This is a genomic window from Acidimicrobiia bacterium (assembly GCA_012959995.1).
Taxonomy (GTDB): domain Bacteria; phylum Actinomycetota; class Acidimicrobiia; order Acidimicrobiales; family MedAcidi-G1; genus MedAcidi-G2B.
Map to the genome: position 1 here is coordinate 1 of DUCC01000009.1, position 15,669 is coordinate 15,669.

Annotated in this window: 16 protein-coding genes and 1 other RNA gene; 8 read left to right on the plus strand and 9 right to left on the minus strand. The window is 55.3% G+C overall.

The features are described from left to right. Positions 1-186: 186 nt before the first annotated feature. The 5 genes from EYQ49_01440 to EYQ49_01460 are packed head-to-tail and all read right to left on the minus strand — an operon-like array spanning position 187 to position 6,053. Complete coding sequence (locus EYQ49_01440; GenBank protein ID HIG24542.1) at positions 187-1,365, minus strand: aminotransferase class I/II-fold pyridoxal phosphate-dependent enzyme; 1,179 nt, start codon at positions 1,363-1,365, stop codon at positions 187-189. 60 nt (positions 1,366-1,425) lie between these two features. Next, entirely contained in the window at positions 1,426-2,832 is a 1,407-nt protein-coding gene (gene lpdA, locus EYQ49_01445; GenBank protein ID HIG24543.1) for a dihydrolipoyl dehydrogenase, read from the minus strand. After that, complete coding sequence (locus EYQ49_01450) at positions 2,832-4,082, minus strand: 2-oxo acid dehydrogenase subunit E2 (GenBank protein HIG24544.1); 1,251 nt, start codon at positions 4,080-4,082, stop codon at positions 2,832-2,834. Before EYQ49_01450 ends, lpdA begins: the two co-directional genes overlap by 1 nt. Continuing rightward, entirely contained in the window at positions 4,082-5,059 is a 978-nt protein-coding gene (locus EYQ49_01455; protein HIG24545.1) for an alpha-ketoacid dehydrogenase subunit beta, read from the minus strand. Before EYQ49_01455 ends, EYQ49_01450 begins: the two co-directional genes overlap by 1 nt. Further along, complete coding sequence (locus tag EYQ49_01460) at positions 5,052-6,053, minus strand: pyruvate dehydrogenase (acetyl-transferring) E1 component subunit alpha (protein HIG24546.1); 1,002 nt, start codon at positions 6,051-6,053, stop codon at positions 5,052-5,054. Before EYQ49_01460 ends, EYQ49_01455 begins: the two co-directional genes overlap by 8 nt. Before the next feature lie 317 nt (positions 6,054-6,370). Here EYQ49_01460 and EYQ49_01465 point away from each other — a divergent pair, with 317 nt between their 5' ends. From EYQ49_01465 to EYQ49_01480, 4 genes are all read left to right on the plus strand, one after another. Next, the gene (locus EYQ49_01465) at positions 6,371-6,829 is read left to right on the plus strand and encodes a TIGR03618 family F420-dependent PPOX class oxidoreductase (protein HIG24547.1); all 459 of its coding nucleotides are present in this window, start codon (positions 6,371-6,373) and stop codon (positions 6,827-6,829) included. 69 nt (positions 6,830-6,898) lie between these two features. Next, positions 6,899-7,603 (plus strand): hypothetical protein, encoded by a 705-nt coding sequence (locus EYQ49_01470; protein HIG24548.1) that lies wholly within the window; start codon positions 6,899-6,901, stop codon positions 7,601-7,603. Positions 7,604-7,642: 39 nt separating this feature from the next. Next, a complete protein-coding gene (locus tag EYQ49_01475; protein ID HIG24549.1) occupies positions 7,643-8,089 on the plus strand; it encodes a hypothetical protein in 447 nt (148 codons plus the stop codon). A gap of 16 nt (positions 8,090-8,105) precedes the next feature. Next, on the plus strand, positions 8,106-8,675 hold the full coding sequence (locus EYQ49_01480) for a histidine phosphatase family protein (GenBank protein HIG24550.1): 570 nt from the start codon (positions 8,106-8,108) through the stop codon (positions 8,673-8,675). A 23-nt stretch (positions 8,676-8,698) separates the two neighbouring features. Here the strand turns inward: EYQ49_01480 and EYQ49_01485 are convergent, their stop codons facing one another. Together EYQ49_01485 and EYQ49_01490 are read right to left on the minus strand one after the other, a co-directional pair. Next, entirely contained in the window at positions 8,699-9,790 is a 1,092-nt protein-coding gene (locus EYQ49_01485) for a DUF1679 domain-containing protein (protein HIG24551.1), read from the minus strand. An 87-nt stretch (positions 9,791-9,877) separates the two neighbouring features. After that, the gene (locus tag EYQ49_01490) at positions 9,878-10,573 is read right to left on the minus strand and encodes a pentapeptide repeat-containing protein (GenBank protein HIG24552.1); all 696 of its coding nucleotides are present in this window, start codon (positions 10,571-10,573) and stop codon (positions 9,878-9,880) included. A gap of 22 nt (positions 10,574-10,595) precedes the next feature. On the opposite strand from EYQ49_01490, the gene EYQ49_01495 reads away from it, so the two are divergent. Beyond that, on the plus strand, positions 10,596-11,804 hold the full coding sequence (locus EYQ49_01495) for a hypothetical protein (protein ID HIG24553.1): 1,209 nt from the start codon (positions 10,596-10,598) through the stop codon (positions 11,802-11,804). A 71-nt stretch (positions 11,805-11,875) separates the two neighbouring features. Here EYQ49_01495 and rnpB read toward each other — a convergent pair. After that, an RNA gene (rnpB, locus tag EYQ49_01500) (RNase P RNA component class A) lies at positions 11,876-12,247 on the minus strand. A gap of 141 nt (positions 12,248-12,388) precedes the next feature. On the opposite strand from rnpB, the gene EYQ49_01505 reads away from it, so the two are divergent. Genes EYQ49_01505 through EYQ49_01515 form a run of 3 tightly spaced genes read left to right on the plus strand, consistent with a single transcriptional unit; the run spans position 12,389 to position 13,987 of the window. Beyond that, the gene (locus tag EYQ49_01505; protein ID HIG24554.1) at positions 12,389-12,652 is read left to right on the plus strand and encodes a WhiB family transcriptional regulator; all 264 of its coding nucleotides are present in this window, start codon (positions 12,389-12,391) and stop codon (positions 12,650-12,652) included. Between the two features lie 6 nt (positions 12,653-12,658). Then, positions 12,659-13,708 (plus strand): anthranilate phosphoribosyltransferase, encoded by a 1,050-nt coding sequence (trpD, locus tag EYQ49_01510; protein HIG24555.1) that lies wholly within the window; start codon positions 12,659-12,661, stop codon positions 13,706-13,708. A gap of 54 nt (positions 13,709-13,762) precedes the next feature. After that, positions 13,763-13,987, plus strand: coding sequence for a hypothetical protein (locus tag EYQ49_01515; GenBank protein HIG24556.1), 225 nt, complete (start codon positions 13,763-13,765; stop codon positions 13,985-13,987). A 270-nt stretch (positions 13,988-14,257) separates the two neighbouring features. Here EYQ49_01515 and EYQ49_01520 read toward each other — a convergent pair whose 3' ends face one another. Beyond that, positions 14,258-15,625, minus strand: a complete 1,368-nt coding sequence (locus EYQ49_01520; GenBank protein ID HIG24557.1) for a hypothetical protein — start codon at positions 15,623-15,625, stop codon at positions 14,258-14,260. Between the last annotated feature and the right edge of the window lie 44 nt (positions 15,626-15,669).

Here is a 15,669-nt window from a genome sequence, read left to right on the forward strand (position 1 = left end):
ACGGATGGTACGGCGGCGGCACCCGAGCCGCTCACGTGGCAGAACTCGATGCCCGCGGCTTAGGCCACGACGGAGTGCCCTCAGCGCCACCAACTACTACGACCACCACGGAAGCGTCTGAAGAAGGTGAAGGCGAAGGTGAAGGCGAAGGCGAAGGTGAAGGCGAAGGCGCCGAGTAGTGATGCTTTAAAGCTTTGGTAAACCTGCAACCATTTGGTCGATCATCTGGTTTAACAACTCGGGGGCCACACCAAAGGTAAAGCGCACGTGGTTGGTTCCTTGGGCGCCAAAGTTTTCGCCATCTTGGCCAGCAATCCCGGTATGACGATGCAACCATTTGTCGGTGCGTTCATCTGGCGAATAAGCCGAAAAGTCAAGCCACCCCAAAAATGTTGCTTGCGGCAAATGCACCCGCACCCGGGGCAACTCTGCCGCCAAGCGATCAACCAGACAATGACGATTAGCATCAAGGATCAGTTTCATTTCATCTAACCAACCTTGGCCGTTATCCCAAGCAGCGACGGTGGCTTCGGCCCCCATGCGGTTGGCGCCCCCACCCAAAAGTTTGGCAGAGACGCTTTGAAGGTTTTCCAAAAGATTCTCGTTGGCTGTTTGGGCCACCGCACATTTAATACCACCAAACCCAAAGGTCTTAACGCCGGAAGCCAAGGTGACCGTGCAGGCCTCGGCGCCCGGAATGGCCAACATCGGAATGTGCTTAGCGCCAGGGTGCACTAAGTCACCGTGGATTTCATCAGAAATAATCTTCACATTGTGTTGGGTGGCTAAAGCCACAATGCGGGCTAGCTCGGCTTCGGTAAAGACCACCCCGGTCGGGTTATGAGGATGGCAAATCACCATTAAACGAATACCGGGGTCGCCGGCCAGCAAAGATTCCAGCCCATCAAGATCGTTATGCCACCCCTGGTCATCTCTATACATAGGCCATTCCACCTGGCGACGGGCGGTGCTGGGACTGATATCTAAAAATGGCGGATAAATAGGGGTTGAAATAACTACCCCGTCGCCGGGTTGGGTAAAGACCTCTACGCCCAGCCAAATACCTTGCAACACGTTTTCGGTCAAAATTCCTAACTCAGGGTCAGGCGTCCAACCATGCCGTTGGGTGGTCCAACGCGAAAAAGATCCCAACACGTTTTCGGGTTCAAAATGGTAGCCAAAAGCCCCACCGGCTACCAACTCGTGCAACCGAGTACGCACCTCGGGGGGCGCCCCTAAGTCATGTTCGGCCAACCAAGCGGCTTGGGCATCCCCATAGCGGGTCCATTTAGCCATGCGCACCTGTCGACGGCCATCTGGCGAAAGGTCTGGCACGGGAAGGTTTTCGTACAGAGATTCAGGCATGGGTTCAGACTATGGGACACAAAGATCATTCAGGCAACCGAACCGCGAGAATTTTGGCCCCTAAGATTTCTCGTTTTTGGACACACGAGAAACATGCACCGGGCGCCCGGCTAAGCCGAGTGCGGCTTCCATAATGCTTTCTCCCAAAGTGGGGTGAGCATGAATGGTGCGGGCCAGATCCTCAACGGCGGCCGCCATCTCGATAGCTAAAACTGCTTCGCCAGCCAACTCGGCCACGTGGCTACCCACGGCATGCACACCTACTACGGTGCCGGCGTCATCAGCCACCACGGTGACAAACCCCTCACTGTCGCCCATTGTGCGGGCCCGACCCGAAGCCGCAAACGGAAAACGGAAAGACTCAAGCCCTTGCTTTTTGGCTTGGCTTGGGTCCACCCCCACCGACAAAACTTGCGGGTCGGAAAAAACAATCATGGGGATGACCGTGGGGTCAAAAACTTCGGCACCCCCGCAAGCCACCTCGGCGGCCACCTCAGCTTCAGCGGTTGCTTTGTGCGCCAACGCCGGGCCTTCGGTCAGATCGCCAATCACAAAAATATGGTCAGCGGCCCGTCGCTGGGCATCAACATCCACCAACCCCTGGCTATTGATCAACACCCCGGCTTCTCGTAGCCCTACCGTGTCGCTGTTGGGGCGGCGGCCCACCACCACACAGATTTTGTCCGCAGGCAACGCTACCGAACCCTTGGGGCCCGCAACCAAAAGGCCTTCACTTTCTAGCTTTTGCGCTCGGTGATTAAGCAACAGCGCCACCCCGAGTTTTTCTAAGCCCCGAGCCACCAAACCAGCCACCCGTTTATCAAAGCCAGTAAGTAACTGTTTTTCTGCTTCGACAATGGTGACGTGGCTACCCAACTTGGCAAAAGCCGTCGCCAACTCAACCCCGATGTAGCCGCCGCCCACCAGAACAAGGTTTTCTGGTAATTTGCTCGAAAAAAGCAATTCTGTAGAACCCACCACTCGTTGCCCATCAACAGGCAGGTCAGGTAAATCAATAGGCCGCGAACCAGTCGCCACGATCACATCAGCAAACTCAAAATGACTCAGCGAGTCGCCGTGTTCTACTGCCACTCGGTTCGGCCGGCTAAAACGAGCAGTGCCCGAAATAAGCTGAACCCCCGCTTGGCTAAGCAACTGTGCCACCCCGCCGGTTAGGTCAGAAACGATTTGCTGCAAATGGCTTTGAACCTGCGCCATGTCGATAGAGGTAGTGGCTGCTACTCCCCAGCCGGCAACCCGCCCCGGTAGAGCGGCGGCATCGGCAACTTCTAAAAGCGCCTTAGAAGGAATGCACCCCACGTTGAGACAAACACCCCCGAGGTGTTCTTTTTCAATCAAAGTAACCGTTCGGCCCAACCTTGCCCCGTGCAACGCTGCGGCGTAACCACCCGGGCCGCCGCCAATAACCAAAAGGTCGAGGCTTTCCGCCACTTCACCTACCACCATTAGAAAATGTCCCCAGCGAGAAGTTTTTGCGGATCAGCCAAATAGCCCAAGACCTCATGGCGAAATGCTTCCAGTAAGTCGCCATCGACCAGTCGGTGATCGGCTCCCATGACGATGGGCAAAGCGGGCCGAGCCACCACCTGACCGTCGACCACTAGGGGCCGGTCGGCAATGCGGCCCATGCCCCAAATAGCAGATTGGCCGGGTGGGATAATCGGCAAAGCCCAGCGGCCACCCAATGACCCGTAGTTAGTAACGGTAAACGTGCCACCCGAAAGGTCAGCCACCGACAGGCTGCCCGAGCGACCCCGTTGGGCCAGGTCGGCAATGACTTGACAGATTTCTGCCACGTTCAGGTGGTCAGCGTTTTTGATTACCGGAACGACCAACCCCGTTTCGGTAGCCACCGCAACCCCGATGTTTACGTGGTCAGGGATAACTACTTCTTGCGTGTCTTCCCCAGAATTAATGTGCCCATTAACCATGGGGAAACGCCGCAACGCCCGAGCCAAAGCAGCAATCGTCAAACCCAATGGGGTCAGAGGCATGCTAGAAGCTTTTGACTCCTGGCAAAAGCCCAGCAAGACGCTGGCATCAATTTCATCCAGAGAATGGATATGAGGGATCTCGCTCCAAGACTGCGCCATGTTGCGAGCTATCGCACCCCGCACCCCCCGCAAGGGGTGCCGGCCAGCGGGCATAACGCCCAGACCGGGGTCGAGGGAGCGAGCAGCGCCCCCCTGGTTACCGGTAGAAAAACTCTGGACATCCTCTAACAAAATGCGCCCGCCGGGGCCACTGCCGGGCACCTGAGTTAAATCCACACCAAGGTCCCGAGCGAATTTTCGAGTAGCCGGTGCCGCTTTAGGCCGGGTACCCGGAGAAACAGATGATGAAGGTGCCGCAGCGGCGAAAGGAGGCGGGCTGCCCAAGGTTGACGGGGGAGTGGCGGCCGGTGTTTCTGCTGGAGCCTTGGCAGACGTTTCCCGCTCTTCAAAATCTTGTTTGACCGTTACCCCGTCGTCGATTTCAATGAGTAACTGGCCGACCAGAATGCGTTGGCCTTCCACGCCTCCCAACACAGCCACCCGACCGGCAACCGGTGAAGGCAACTCCGAACTGGCTTTATCGGTCAACACCTCAACGAGCGGTTGGTCGCGGACCACAACATCGCCCACTTCGACCAGCCATTCAACGATCTCGGCTTCTTCGAGGCCCTCACCAATGTCGGGCAACAAAAACTGAAACATCAGGCCGCCAACACCTTGCGAACCGCCGCCGTAATGCGAGCCTCATCAGGCACATAAATATCTTCTAATAAACCCACCGGGTAAGGCACGTCGTAGCCAGTAACCCGCTCTACCGGCGCCTCAAGCGAATAAAAGCACTCTTCGTTAATGGTGGCGATGACCTCCGCCGCAAACCCAGCAGTGGTAGGGGCCTCTTGGGTCACGACCACCCGGCCGCAAGCACGCACCGCATCGCCAATGGCTTCAAGATCCAGCGGCACCAGCGAACGTAAATCCAACACCTGCACCGAGGCGCCCTCTTTGGCCAACCGGTCTGCGCTACGGCAAGCCAAAGAAACCTGATGACTCCAAGCAATAATTACCACATCGGTGCCTTCCCGAGCCACCCGTGCTTTGCCCAACGGCACCAGATACTCGCCGTCTGGCACCTCGTCTTTGATGCCTCGGTAACCGCGTAACGGTTCTAAAAACAAGACCGGGTCGGGGTCACGAATAGCAGAAGCCAACAACCCTTTGGCATCGGCCGCCGTGGCCGGCAAAACCACTTTCAACCCGGGAATGTTGGCAAATAAAGCTTCTAAAGAGTCCGAATGCAACTCTGGGGTACGCACCCCTCCGCCGAAGGGAGAACGAATAGTAATCGACGAAGAAAAACGCCCCTGATAGCGATTACGCAGGCGAGCAATTTGGCCCCCAATTTGATGCATGGCCTGGAGAGAAAAACCCAAGAACTGCATTTCGATAACCGGCACCAAACCAGCCATAGCCAAGCCCACCGCTGAGCCAGCAATAACCCCCTCAGCCAACGGCATATCGGTGACCCGCTGCTCACCAAACTTTTCGTACAGTCCTTCGGTGGCCCGAAAAACACCACCCACATGGCCGACGTCTTCGCCTAGCACCACCACCCGTTCATCACGAGCCATTTCAAAATGCAAAGACTCGTTAATGGCCTGCAACATGTTCAGTTCAGCCATGATGACCTCCGGAAGCAAGCAAAGCGGCACGCTGACGGGCCATGCGCGGCGTGTCCTCGGCATAGCAGTGATCCAGGACAGCATCGGGGCTCAACGGCCACTGGCACGCCCGCTCAAAGGAGGCGTCAAAAAGGTCTAAGGCAGATTGGGCTACCTCTGCATGGTGAGCATCGTCCCAGAGCCCTTCGCTGCTCAGTAGTTCACGGTATTTGGTTACCGGGTCGTTGTCTTGAGCGGCCACTAAGTCTTCGGGCGGCACATAAAGGGTAGGGTCATCAGCCGTCGTGTGCGGGCCAAGGCGGTACAAACTGGCCTCAATCAAAGTCGGGCCACCCCCATTGCGCGCCCGATCTCGAGCCTCGGAAACCGCAAGGTGCACAGCCTCAGGGTCGGTGCCGTCAACGGTCACCCCAGGAAAACCAAAAGCAGCTGCTTTAGCGGCGTAAGAATCAGCAGCCGTTTGTTTACGGCTGGGAGTTGAAATGGCCCACTGATTGTTCACGCAAAGAAAAATCACCGGCGTTTTAAGCACCCCAGCCAGATTGCCCGCTTCGTAAAAATCCCCTTCTGAACTCGACCCATCGCCAAACGAAACCAGCGCCACCCCAGGGTCGTCACGTAACGTCATGCCCCACGCCAAACCCACCGCGTGAGGAATCTGCGTAGCCAAAGAAATCTGACAAGGCAGCGCTCGGATGGGTTCAGGGATAAAACCACCAGCAGGGTGCCCCAAGTTATAAAGCAAGTAGCGGTCCAAAACCTCCGGACCGTAACGCATCAAAGCCAACGCCTCTCGGTATTGGGGAACAAACCAATCAACCTCAGGGTCTAGGGCATGGACCGCCCCCACAAAAGTTGCTTCATGGCCATCGATGGGGGCCAAAGTGCCGACCCGGCCTTGGCGTTGCAGGTTCCATAAACGCCCCGCTTGGGTACGCGCCGCAACCATGTCGGTAAGCATGGACAGGCGATCAGCATCAGACAAAATAGTCACCTACTGACCCTACCGCGGGCTCTCATCGCGGCGCCAGTAAAAAGTGTCAGAAGTCACTAAATTAGTGACCGCCAGAGCCATGAAAAGTGTCGCTTATTGGCTACGGTAAACCACACAACGGTCCCACCTTTTCGGGGCCTTCAATCTCCGGTTTCGATTCATTCACCCCCCCGAATCGAAATCGTGAGCATAAGCACTTCCCGCCTACCCCCCTTGGCGGGAAGTGCCATTTATCTGGCGATTTGCTTGGCGGAGCAAACAGCGGCCCACCCAGTTTGGGGTTTGGGCAGAAACACCAAGTGGTTTAAGGTGGTCTTATGGCCAACAATCACCGAAACAAAATACGCATGAGCGACCAAGAACAAACCGCCTTCATTGAAGAGAAAAAAAGTTTGCAGGTGGCCACGCTTAACGCCGATGGGTCACCGCACCTATCAACTCTTTGGTTTGCCCTAGTGGACAACAAAATAGTTTTCGAAACTTACACCCGTTCGCAAAAAATAGTGAACCTCCACCGAGACCCTCGCATCACCGTTTTGGTAGAAGACGGATTGGAATACCAAAACCTCCGCGGGGTAATGATTCAAGGCACCGCCACCCTGCACGAAGACCAAGAGGCGGTTCAAGGTTTTGCTCGAGAAGTGGTGTTACGAAACGAACCCGAAGTACCCGCCGAACTCGTTGACCAAGTAGCGGCCCGCATGGCGGCGAAACGCACCGCAGTGGTTATCGAGCCCACAAAAACCATTTCCTGGGACCACACCAAACTGGGGTAAGAGCCCCAGGCAAGGCATTAATAAAGATTTCTTGCTTTTGTGTCCAACTCTTGATCTAGCATGGGGGCAATGGAAGCATTGTTTGCGGTGCAAGAAGAAGATACGAACCTTCGGCAACTCCAGCATCGCCATGAGCATCTTCCCGAAGCCGAACACTTAGCGGAGTTAAAAGCTGCCCACGCGGCACAGGTGGCCGCTCAACAAAATTTGGCCGCCGAAAGCCTTGAATCTATGCAGCGACAAAAACGCTACGAACAAGAAGTAGCGGCGGTAGAAGCCCGCATCGCCGACCTTGACCAGAAACTCTATGGCGGCATGATTACCTCGCCTAAAGACGCCAGCAGCCTGAGTAACGAAATAACCCTTCTTAAAGAACGCCAAGACGGCTTGGAAGAAAAAGTCTTGGAATACATGGAAATCCTCGAACCGCTTAATGAGCAACTTGAAGAGATGAACCGGACGAAGGAAGAACAAGAAAAAGAAATCGAACAAGCCACGGCGGTATTTCAAAAAACCGAAGCCGAACTCCTGGGCGACAAAGCAGCAGCCGAAAAAAGACGAGACGACGCTGCAGAACAAACCGACCCGGGCTTACTGGTCCGCTATGAAGGCCTTCGTCGATCTTTTGGAGCCAGCGTGATTGTTCGTTTTGACGGCCATAGTTGCCAAGGCTGCCCCACAACAATGCCCGCCATGGAAGCCGACCGCTTCAAAGGAATGGATGAAGGGACAATGTCCGACTGCAACGAATGCGGTCGCCTTGTTGTGCGCTAAACCATGGTGATTTGGTTCGCCGTTTTGGCGCTAATAGGTGTGGCACTCGTTTTTGATAGCGCGAACCTGGATTACCGCTTGGTGATGGCCGGCGCTTTGTTGCCTACCTTCGAAGGATTATTGGGGCACCCTTGGGTAGGACACACCTTGGTGACACCGGTAGCGGTGATGGCTTTTATCATGCTGGTGGCTCGAGGGAAACGCCTAGTGCAACGTCGCTGGTTGGGGGTACCCATCGGCATGTTTGCTCACCTAGTGCTTGACGGTACGTGGGCCAACACCCAAGTTTTTTGGTGGCCATTTGCCGGTTGGGGCAAACTCGGCGAAGCACAAGTGCCGGAGCTCTCTCGAGGCACAACAGGCTGGGTCTTTGAAGCCTTGGCCCTGCTACTGGCTGGCTGGGCCTGGCAGCGTTTTGGTTTGGGAAACCCCGCCAAACGCCAAGACCTCTGGAAAAATGGCCGGCTTAGCGGCCTGAGCCGCTGATGCTGAGTATTTACTAATGCTGCACATTGTTCGCCACGGACGCACCGCTACCAATGCGGCCGGAAAACTCCAAGGCCGAATGAACTCAGAGCTCGACACCTTAGGCCTGCAACAAGCAACACAACTAGCGCAGGCTTTGGGCTCGGTTGACCGAGTAGTAGCCAGCCCACTCCTGCGTACCCAACAAACAGCAGCCGCCTTCGGTCAAAAAATCGAAACAGATGAACGCTGGATAGAAATGGATTACGGCGAATTCGACGGCCAACCACTCACCGCCATCGATCCCGAGGTTTGGGCGGCATGGCGAAACGATGTGAACTGGGCGCCCCCAGGCGGAGAATCTCTACGACAAGTGGGGGAGCGGGTACAAGCAGCGGCACAAGACCTATTAGAAGCGTCACAAACCACAGAAATTGTGGTGGTCACCCACGTATCGCCCATCAAAGCTTCGCTGGCTTGGGCACTGGGCGTCGGCGATGAAGTGGCCTGGCGGAGTTATGTGGCAACGGCGTCAATAACCAGCATCGGTGCTGGCCCCTCGCTGCGCCGCTTCAACGACACCAGCCACTTACATCTAGGAATCTAAGATCTACGGATTTGGCCGGCGGGTTAGAGGCTGGGCATTAATTCATCGGCGTCAAGGTCTTCGATTGCTGCACATACCCGGTCAAACATGTCGCTCACCAACTGAACCGCACGCTCGTTCACCAACTCCACACCACCCGCCGACTGGATGGGGTAGCAAAGGCAAAACAACACCGCACGACGATAATGATCCCAAAGTTCATCAGCAGGGTAGTCAATGCCCGCAGCAGCCAAAGCTCGCCGGTACCGCTCAATCAACGCTTTTTCGTGAGTTCGCCGGTCTTCAACAGTCAAACTTTGGCTCAAAAAATAACCCAAGTCGTAAGCCCCGGTGGTGCGGACACAAATCTGCCAATCAATAACCGTTAACTCTGACCCATCAAAAAACAGGTTGTCTAAACGAAAGTCACCATGGGCCAGCGTGACCGGTGCTTCAGCGAACTGCATGAGTTCTGTGGTGACCGAAGCAAAGCGGTCACCCACCGCACGAATGCGATCCGAAATACGATCACCAAAAACCTCTAAACAAATGGGCCAAGCAGCAGCCACCCCGGCTTCAACCCCCTGAGGCATTGGCGGGTCCCAACCTTGGGGAATCCAAGCCAAATCGGTTTCAAAACGAGGGCTATTCCAAAAAGCAACATGATGGGCCGCTAAGGCATCGATGGCGTATTCCGCTTGGGTAATGGGGCAACCATCTATTTGGCTGTAAACCTCAGAACCACCCAAGTCTTCTAAAACCAAAACAAAATCGTCAGTATCGGTAGCGTAATGAGCAGCCAAACACCGCGGCGTACCCAACGGAGAGTCCGCGGCAGCATCCCGATAGAAACCCACCTCTTTTTCATAAAACATGAAGGTCTTGGCTAAAAACCGAGTGTGCTCGTGTTGCACCGGCAACTTAACCACTAACGAAACCGGCGCCGATGTAGCACCGCCAGAGTAACGCGGGGTGACTCGATGCAAAAGACCCAAAATGCCTACCCCCTGACCAATCAACTCAACTTCCAGGCCAGTGACCTCGCCATGAGATAAGTCGCCAGAGTCTCGCAGAACTTGGGTTAACCAAGCAGGAGTCACCTCTTCAATAGTGGTCGGAAAGTCGGTACTGGCCATGCGGAAGCCCCCTCGTAGACGGTATTTAGAAAAAGACCTTAAAAAAGAAACTAACACGCTCTAAATAGGCGAGCAATTTAAACTTTGCTACTCGTGGTCGGTTACGCCGCCCGAAACAGGAGGAACGAAATCAGCAGGCCAAAGCGTGGCATCGTCGTAACGGATGCCTTCTAAGAGCACGTCCTCAAATTGGGTATCAGAAAAATCCGCCCCACCTAAATCGGCGTAAGAAAGATCCACACCCACTAGGGAAGCTCCGCGAAAGTTGCTGCCCGTCAAGTTGGCCGCCCGAAAAGACGTGCCGGTGCAAATAGCGCTACGAAAATCGGCGCCCATGGCAAACACCCCCGTCAGGTCAGCATCACGAAGACAAGTGCGGGTAAGCGAAGTCCCCGCCAGCGTGGCGCCCCCCAACTTGGCTTCGGTCAAGTCGGCCCCGGTTAGCCAGGCTCCGCCGAGTTCTGCCGAGCGAAGATCGCCACCCACCAAATGAGTATTACCCAGCCAACTACGGCTCAAAGTAGCGCCCACAAACCGAGCACTGGCCAAGTCAGCAGACCACAAGTTGGCGTGATGCAAATCAGCATCCGCAAAAGTAGTTTCCCGACACACCGCATTGCGAAGATCGGCGCCCACCAACGAAGCATCAGATAAATTCGAGCGGCTCAACATAGCCCCACAAAGCCAAGAATCAGAAAGGTCAACGCCACACAGGTCAGCATCGGTAAGGTCAGCGCCCGCTAAATCTGCGCCACTACCCAAGGAGTGCCCGTTTACTTCCACGATGGCAGCCTATGGTGTGGCGATGAGCAACGAAGCGATGAGCGGAGCAGACATGTCTAAAAAATATTTATTCAAAGCGTTAACGGCAGCCTTGACCCTGGCTTTGGTGGCCAGCGCTTGCGCTGACAAAGACGAAGCAGTGAACGATGCGGTAGCAGCGTTAGAAGAAGCCGCCGATGCGTTAGCAGTTGCCCAAGTGGCACGCGAAGAAGCCGAAGCAGTGGCCGCCGCTGCAGTAGCTGAAGCCCAAGCAGCCGCAGCCGCAGCCGCTCAAGCAGTGGCCGACGCAACGGCCGCAGCGGCGTTAGCAGAAACCGGCGACGCCGCAGCACAAGCCGCAGCACAAGCTGAGGCCGATACTGCCGCTTTGGCCGCAGAACTTGCCGAAGCGGCAGCCGCCTACGCTCAAGAACAAGCTGACATCGCCGAAGCCGAAGCGGAAGCCGCTGCGCTTTTGGCTGAAGCACAAGCCGCGGCGCAAGCAGCAGAAGACGAAGAAGAAACAGAAGACGAAGGAAGTGGCCCAAGCTTTGGGAACCTCCAACCAGGAGTAATTTCTCCAGTATTGCCCGCCCTCACCCTGCCGCCCATCATTTCAATTTCTCCCATTTTTATAACTTGCTTGGGCGACGAAAGCCCTACGGCAGATTACGACGAGGGCCCCATTTGGCCAGCACGCATTGATGGCGATGCCATTGATGATTACGCCAGCGTTGGTTATGGCAACGACACCGGTCGGTGGTATTTGCGAGTTGACTCTTCTTACCATGGGGTGACTTTTTGGCGAGACCTCGGACCTGATGCTGGCGAGGTCGATTTCTCAATCGGATACATCACCGATATCAATGTAAACGACCGAGCGGAAATTTGGGTTTCTTCTTTTGACGCAAGCGGCCCCCATGCACCTTTTGCCCATGTGCTTTACCTCTTGTATGGCTGTGCTTTAACACCAGTCGGGAGCAACTTGGCCGGGTCTGAAGACGTGCTTACCGTTTTCCTCGGCCAAGCAGTAACGGGCGAAGCTTTTTATGTGTCGTGTAGTACTTTCGAAGGGGAACCGCTGTTCACCTACTTTGAGGACTATCCGGTAGGGCTGGGCATGTGGGCGTATCGCCCGTTGCCATTTCATCTGGACGGCTCAACCTTGAACTTAGTGCTGGATGAAGCGCTCGAAGGGGGCATTGCTGCACCTCCAGAAAGTATTACCAATATGAATTGCCCGAATGGGTAAATGAAACCGGTTACTCCATGCGGAAACTGTTGAGTTAAAAAACCGCACTTCAAGAATCTAAGATTGGGGTGATGGCGAGTCGGCAATAGGCGGGGTTCTGTCTGCCGGACCCTTGCGGGTATCCGGTTGGGCAACCATCCATCTTTGCGGCCTACCCGGGAGTGTCAACGAACGGACCGCTCTCTCCCTCTTTGGCCTTGCTCCGAATGGGGTTTGCCTAGCCAGCCAAGTTGCCTTGGCCGCTGGTGCGCTCTTACCGCACCGTTTCACCCTCACCTGTGCTCATTTTCCCAAGCGAACCTGGGGGCCGAGCCATCGGCGGTCTGTTCTCTGTGGCACTTTCCTGCGGGTCGCCCCGACTGGCTGTTAGCCAGCATTCTGTCCTGCGGAGCCCCGACCTTCCTCAACAAAGCGAACTCTGCTGCGGTTACCTGGCCGACTCACCATCACGGTAAGTGTGGCTTGAGCCGAGGGTTTCCGCAACAGCGCGGGCGGTTTTGCTCAACTATTTGAAGTGGCTCGAAAAAGAGTTTTCGTTGTCCTCTTGCGCTGCCGTCAAATTGGGTGTAGCACTAGCAGGCAAGATGCAGAAACAAGTTACTTTTACTAATGGTTCTTTAGTTTGGAAACAAGCCGGGGCTTGCCGCGGGCTTGATGCCGCTATTTTTCATCCGGACCCGACAAAAGGCCAATCGGCGAGCCAAGCTTTGGCGGTATGTGGCGAGTGCGTTATTCAAAAAAAATGCTTAGATTTCGCTTTGTCGGCCCGTGAAGACGTAGGAGTGTGGGGTGGAACGACCGAACGAGAACGCCGGCGCATCCGTCGGCAACGCCGCCAGTTATCCTAAGGGACTATGCCAACGGATAAAAAGCAGTCATTGGAAACTCACGGAGGATGGCCGACGCTCTTAGGCCGCCTTTGTAAGGGAGAGGCCCTTTCGGCCGATGAGACCGAAGCCATCTTGAGCGAGATTCTTTCTGGTGAGGCTGACCCCGTGCAGATCGCCGCCTTTTTAGTAGCGCTCAAAATAAAAGGCGAAACGGTAGAAGAAACCACCGGTTTGGTGCGGGCTATGGTCGCTAACGCCGTGCCGTTGAACCTGCCTGAAGGCACCATCGACATCGTGGGCACCGGGGGAGGCCAACGCCGGCAAGAAGCAGCGTTAAACGTTTCTACTATGGCCTGTTTCGTGGCTGCGGCTGCCGGAGCCACGGTGTGCAAGCACGGCAACCGTAAAGCGTCATCTACCTCAGGAGCCTTTGACCTGCTTGACGAGTTGGGTTTTAAAGTGGAGTTAACCCCGGCCGAACTAGAAACCCAGGTCGCCGAACATGGTTTGGGTTTTGCTTTTGCTCGTACCTTTCATCCGGCAATGCGCTTTGCCGGGCCGGTCCGGGCCGGGTTAGGTATCCCCACCGTTTTTAATGTTTTGGGGCCGTTGTCTCACCCCGGTCGAGTGCGGCATCAAGTTATTGGCACTGCCGAACCTGCAGTAGCGGAGCGCCTCGTTGAAGTATTTCGGGCCAATCAGTCGTTACACACCTGGGTGGTCAACGGCGATCTTGGCGTTGATGAAATAGCCGTAACCGGACCCACACAAGTTTTGGAACTACAGCACGACCAGATTAGCGAATGGACGCTCAACCCTGAGGACTACGGCATTGCCCTGGCCGACCCAGATGCCTTGCGCGGTGGTGGGCCAAAAGAAAACGCCGCCATTGTCCGAGCGATCTTTGCCGGCGAAGACTTGGGCCCGCGCCGCGACATGGTGGTAATCAACGCCGCCGCCGGGCTGGTGGTGGCCGGTTTGGCCGATGATTTAACGGCCGGCATTGCTTTAGCGCAAGACGCCATCGACAACGGAAAAGCCGCTGCCAAACTGGTAGAAACTAGCGCCTGCTAACGAATGCCCTTTGAAATTAAGGGTTTTTTCGCATTGTCACACCCCTCAGGCAGTATGTGGGGCATGGACATACATGACGAAAACTCATTAACTATTGACTGTGCCACCTGCACGGCACAAAACTCGCCAACTTGTGAAGACTGTGTGGTGACCTTTCTTTGCCTCAGGGAACCCGGTGATGCGGTAGTGATCGACCTGGCCGAAGCCCGAGCACTGCGGGTATTAACCGAGACAGGCTTGGCCCCACCGGTTCGCTACCGGGGTATATCAGCGAGGTAAAGCCGCTGTTTATGCGCAGAAAACTGTATTCAACCCTCTTGGCGTGTTCGCTGGTGGCGGGGGCTTGTTCGGCTGGTGGCGAAGTTTCAGAGCCAGTACCAGACCCTCCGGCTTCGATGTCGGTTGGTTCGTCGGAAACAGGAGATGCCCCGACAGTTACCGTGGCGCAGGTCAAGAGATGCTGCTAGTCGGTGAAACTATTGCTTCAATGGTGGATTAACAGAATCGCAGTTCCGCTGGGGTCCTACCCGGCTGCTTTTTGCGTAAGGGTCAAGAAAATATTTCCAGCATGGTTTCTTCGGGCAGAGAGACAAACGCATCAAACTCGGCAATGAACTCTTCAGAACTCATACCGTAAGCATTGGCAAACGCCCCTTCCCAACCCAACTCGTTTAAGTTCGGGTAAAAAGAGTCAAGTAAGACGCCTGGGCTGAACTTAAAGGCCAAATAGGCATGAGCCCAAGCGCCGTAGCTATATGCAGCATGGCCGTCGTCGCCGTAGCCAATGGTTGAAGGGCTTTGACCGGGATTGTCGCTCATCCACTCCTGAATATCCCAAATCATCCAGCCAAAACGCTCAGGTAAAGGCGCCCATTCTGAAGCGGTCAATACCCCGGAATTTCGCATTTCTTGTGACCCAACTTGAGCCATGTATTCGGCGCCGCCTTCGCTCCACCAAATGTTCTCTCGATGCATTAACTCATCGCGAAGATCCCAATTTGCCGTAGCAATAAACGCATGCTGCACGGTATGGAAGTATTCATGAAAGACAGTTTTTTGATCATCGGCAAAAGGGCAGATGCTTGGTTCGGCAAAACAAATGGGGTAAGACGAAGAGTAAAGATGCAGCCCCCATTGGCGGTTGCCGTTTCGCCCTGCGTCGCCGCCACCCCAACCGTTGACAATGCGCTCAGAAGAATCAATGGCTCTTTCCACAAAGAAATTTGGGGTGTGGTCCCAGTCGAGGCAATTGGCAACGCTGCTGAGGTTTCCTAACTCAACGCGCTTTGCGCAGAACTGGTCACCAAGGTCCTCGGCCGCGGCGACATCTAAGCCCGCTACCCAATATTCAAGCGGGCCGTAATTGCCCCAGAGAGCGGTTGCGGCAAGCAGAGCTTCTTCAAGAAGGCTTTGACTATATTCTGGGACGTCACTGGCGTAAAAGAACTCCGGTGAAGTGCTGACCGTGGCTCCCCAAGAAGCATCAAGATGGGCAGCAGTTTCTCGCCGCACCGCGATGTCATCTATGCAAGCAGTGAGCGCAGTCTCGTCTTCTACGGAGAGAGGATTGTCTAAATACTCGTCCGGGGCCATGTCTAAAAGCGACCACGCAGCATCTATGCCGACTGCTTCTACTGTGCAATTAATAAAAACATTGTCGCCTTGCTCCACTGCCAACGCAGCATTTTCTAGGCCATTAATGAATTTATCTTCATCGGACAACGTGGTGGTAGCAGGTGCAGCGGTAGTCGCCGGTGCGGCAGTAGTGGCGGGCACAGCAGTAGTTTCGACTACACCGGCATCAGGCGCAGCGGTCGTAGTAGCGGGAGCGGCGAGTTCTCCGCCACTGGATGAACAGCCAGCAACCAGCGAAAAAGCCAAGAAAATAGAGATTAATAGAGAGATGTTTTTAAGCATTTAGCCACCCTAGTCGTATAGAGGGCGTGCCTCACAGGTCCTCA

Excerpts from the sequence above, each read along its gene's own strand:
- EYQ49_01440 (HIG24542.1), bottom strand. The coding sequence starts at position 1,365 with ATGCCTGAATCTCTGTACGAAAACCTTCCCGTGCCAGACCTTTCGCCA.
- lpdA (HIG24543.1), bottom strand. The coding sequence starts at position 2,832 with ATGGTGGTAGGTGAAGTGGCGGAAAGCCTCGACCTTTTGGTTATTGGC.
- EYQ49_01450 (HIG24544.1), bottom strand. The coding sequence starts at position 4,082 with ATGTTTCAGTTTTTGTTGCCCGACATTGGTGAGGGCCTCGAAGAAGCC.
- EYQ49_01455 (HIG24545.1), bottom strand. The coding sequence starts at position 5,059 with ATGGCTGAACTGAACATGTTGCAGGCCATTAACGAGTCTTTGCATTTT.
- EYQ49_01465 (HIG24547.1), top strand. The coding sequence starts at position 6,371 with ATGGCCAACAATCACCGAAACAAAATACGCATGAGCGACCAAGAACAA.
- EYQ49_01470 (HIG24548.1), top strand. The coding sequence starts at position 6,899 with ATGGAAGCATTGTTTGCGGTGCAAGAAGAAGATACGAACCTTCGGCAA.
- EYQ49_01480 (HIG24550.1), top strand. The coding sequence starts at position 8,106 with ATGCTGCACATTGTTCGCCACGGACGCACCGCTACCAATGCGGCCGGA.
- EYQ49_01485 (HIG24551.1), bottom strand. The coding sequence starts at position 9,790 with ATGGCCAGTACCGACTTTCCGACCACTATTGAAGAGGTGACTCCTGCT.
- EYQ49_01495 (HIG24553.1), top strand. The coding sequence starts at position 10,596 with ATGAGCAACGAAGCGATGAGCGGAGCAGACATGTCTAAAAAATATTTA.
- EYQ49_01505 (HIG24554.1), top strand. The coding sequence starts at position 12,389 with ATGCAGAAACAAGTTACTTTTACTAATGGTTCTTTAGTTTGGAAACAA.
- trpD (HIG24555.1), top strand. The coding sequence starts at position 12,659 with ATGCCAACGGATAAAAAGCAGTCATTGGAAACTCACGGAGGATGGCCG.
- EYQ49_01515 (HIG24556.1), top strand. The coding sequence starts at position 13,763 with ATGTGGGGCATGGACATACATGACGAAAACTCATTAACTATTGACTGT.
- EYQ49_01520 (HIG24557.1), bottom strand. The coding sequence starts at position 15,625 with ATGCTTAAAAACATCTCTCTATTAATCTCTATTTTCTTGGCTTTTTCG.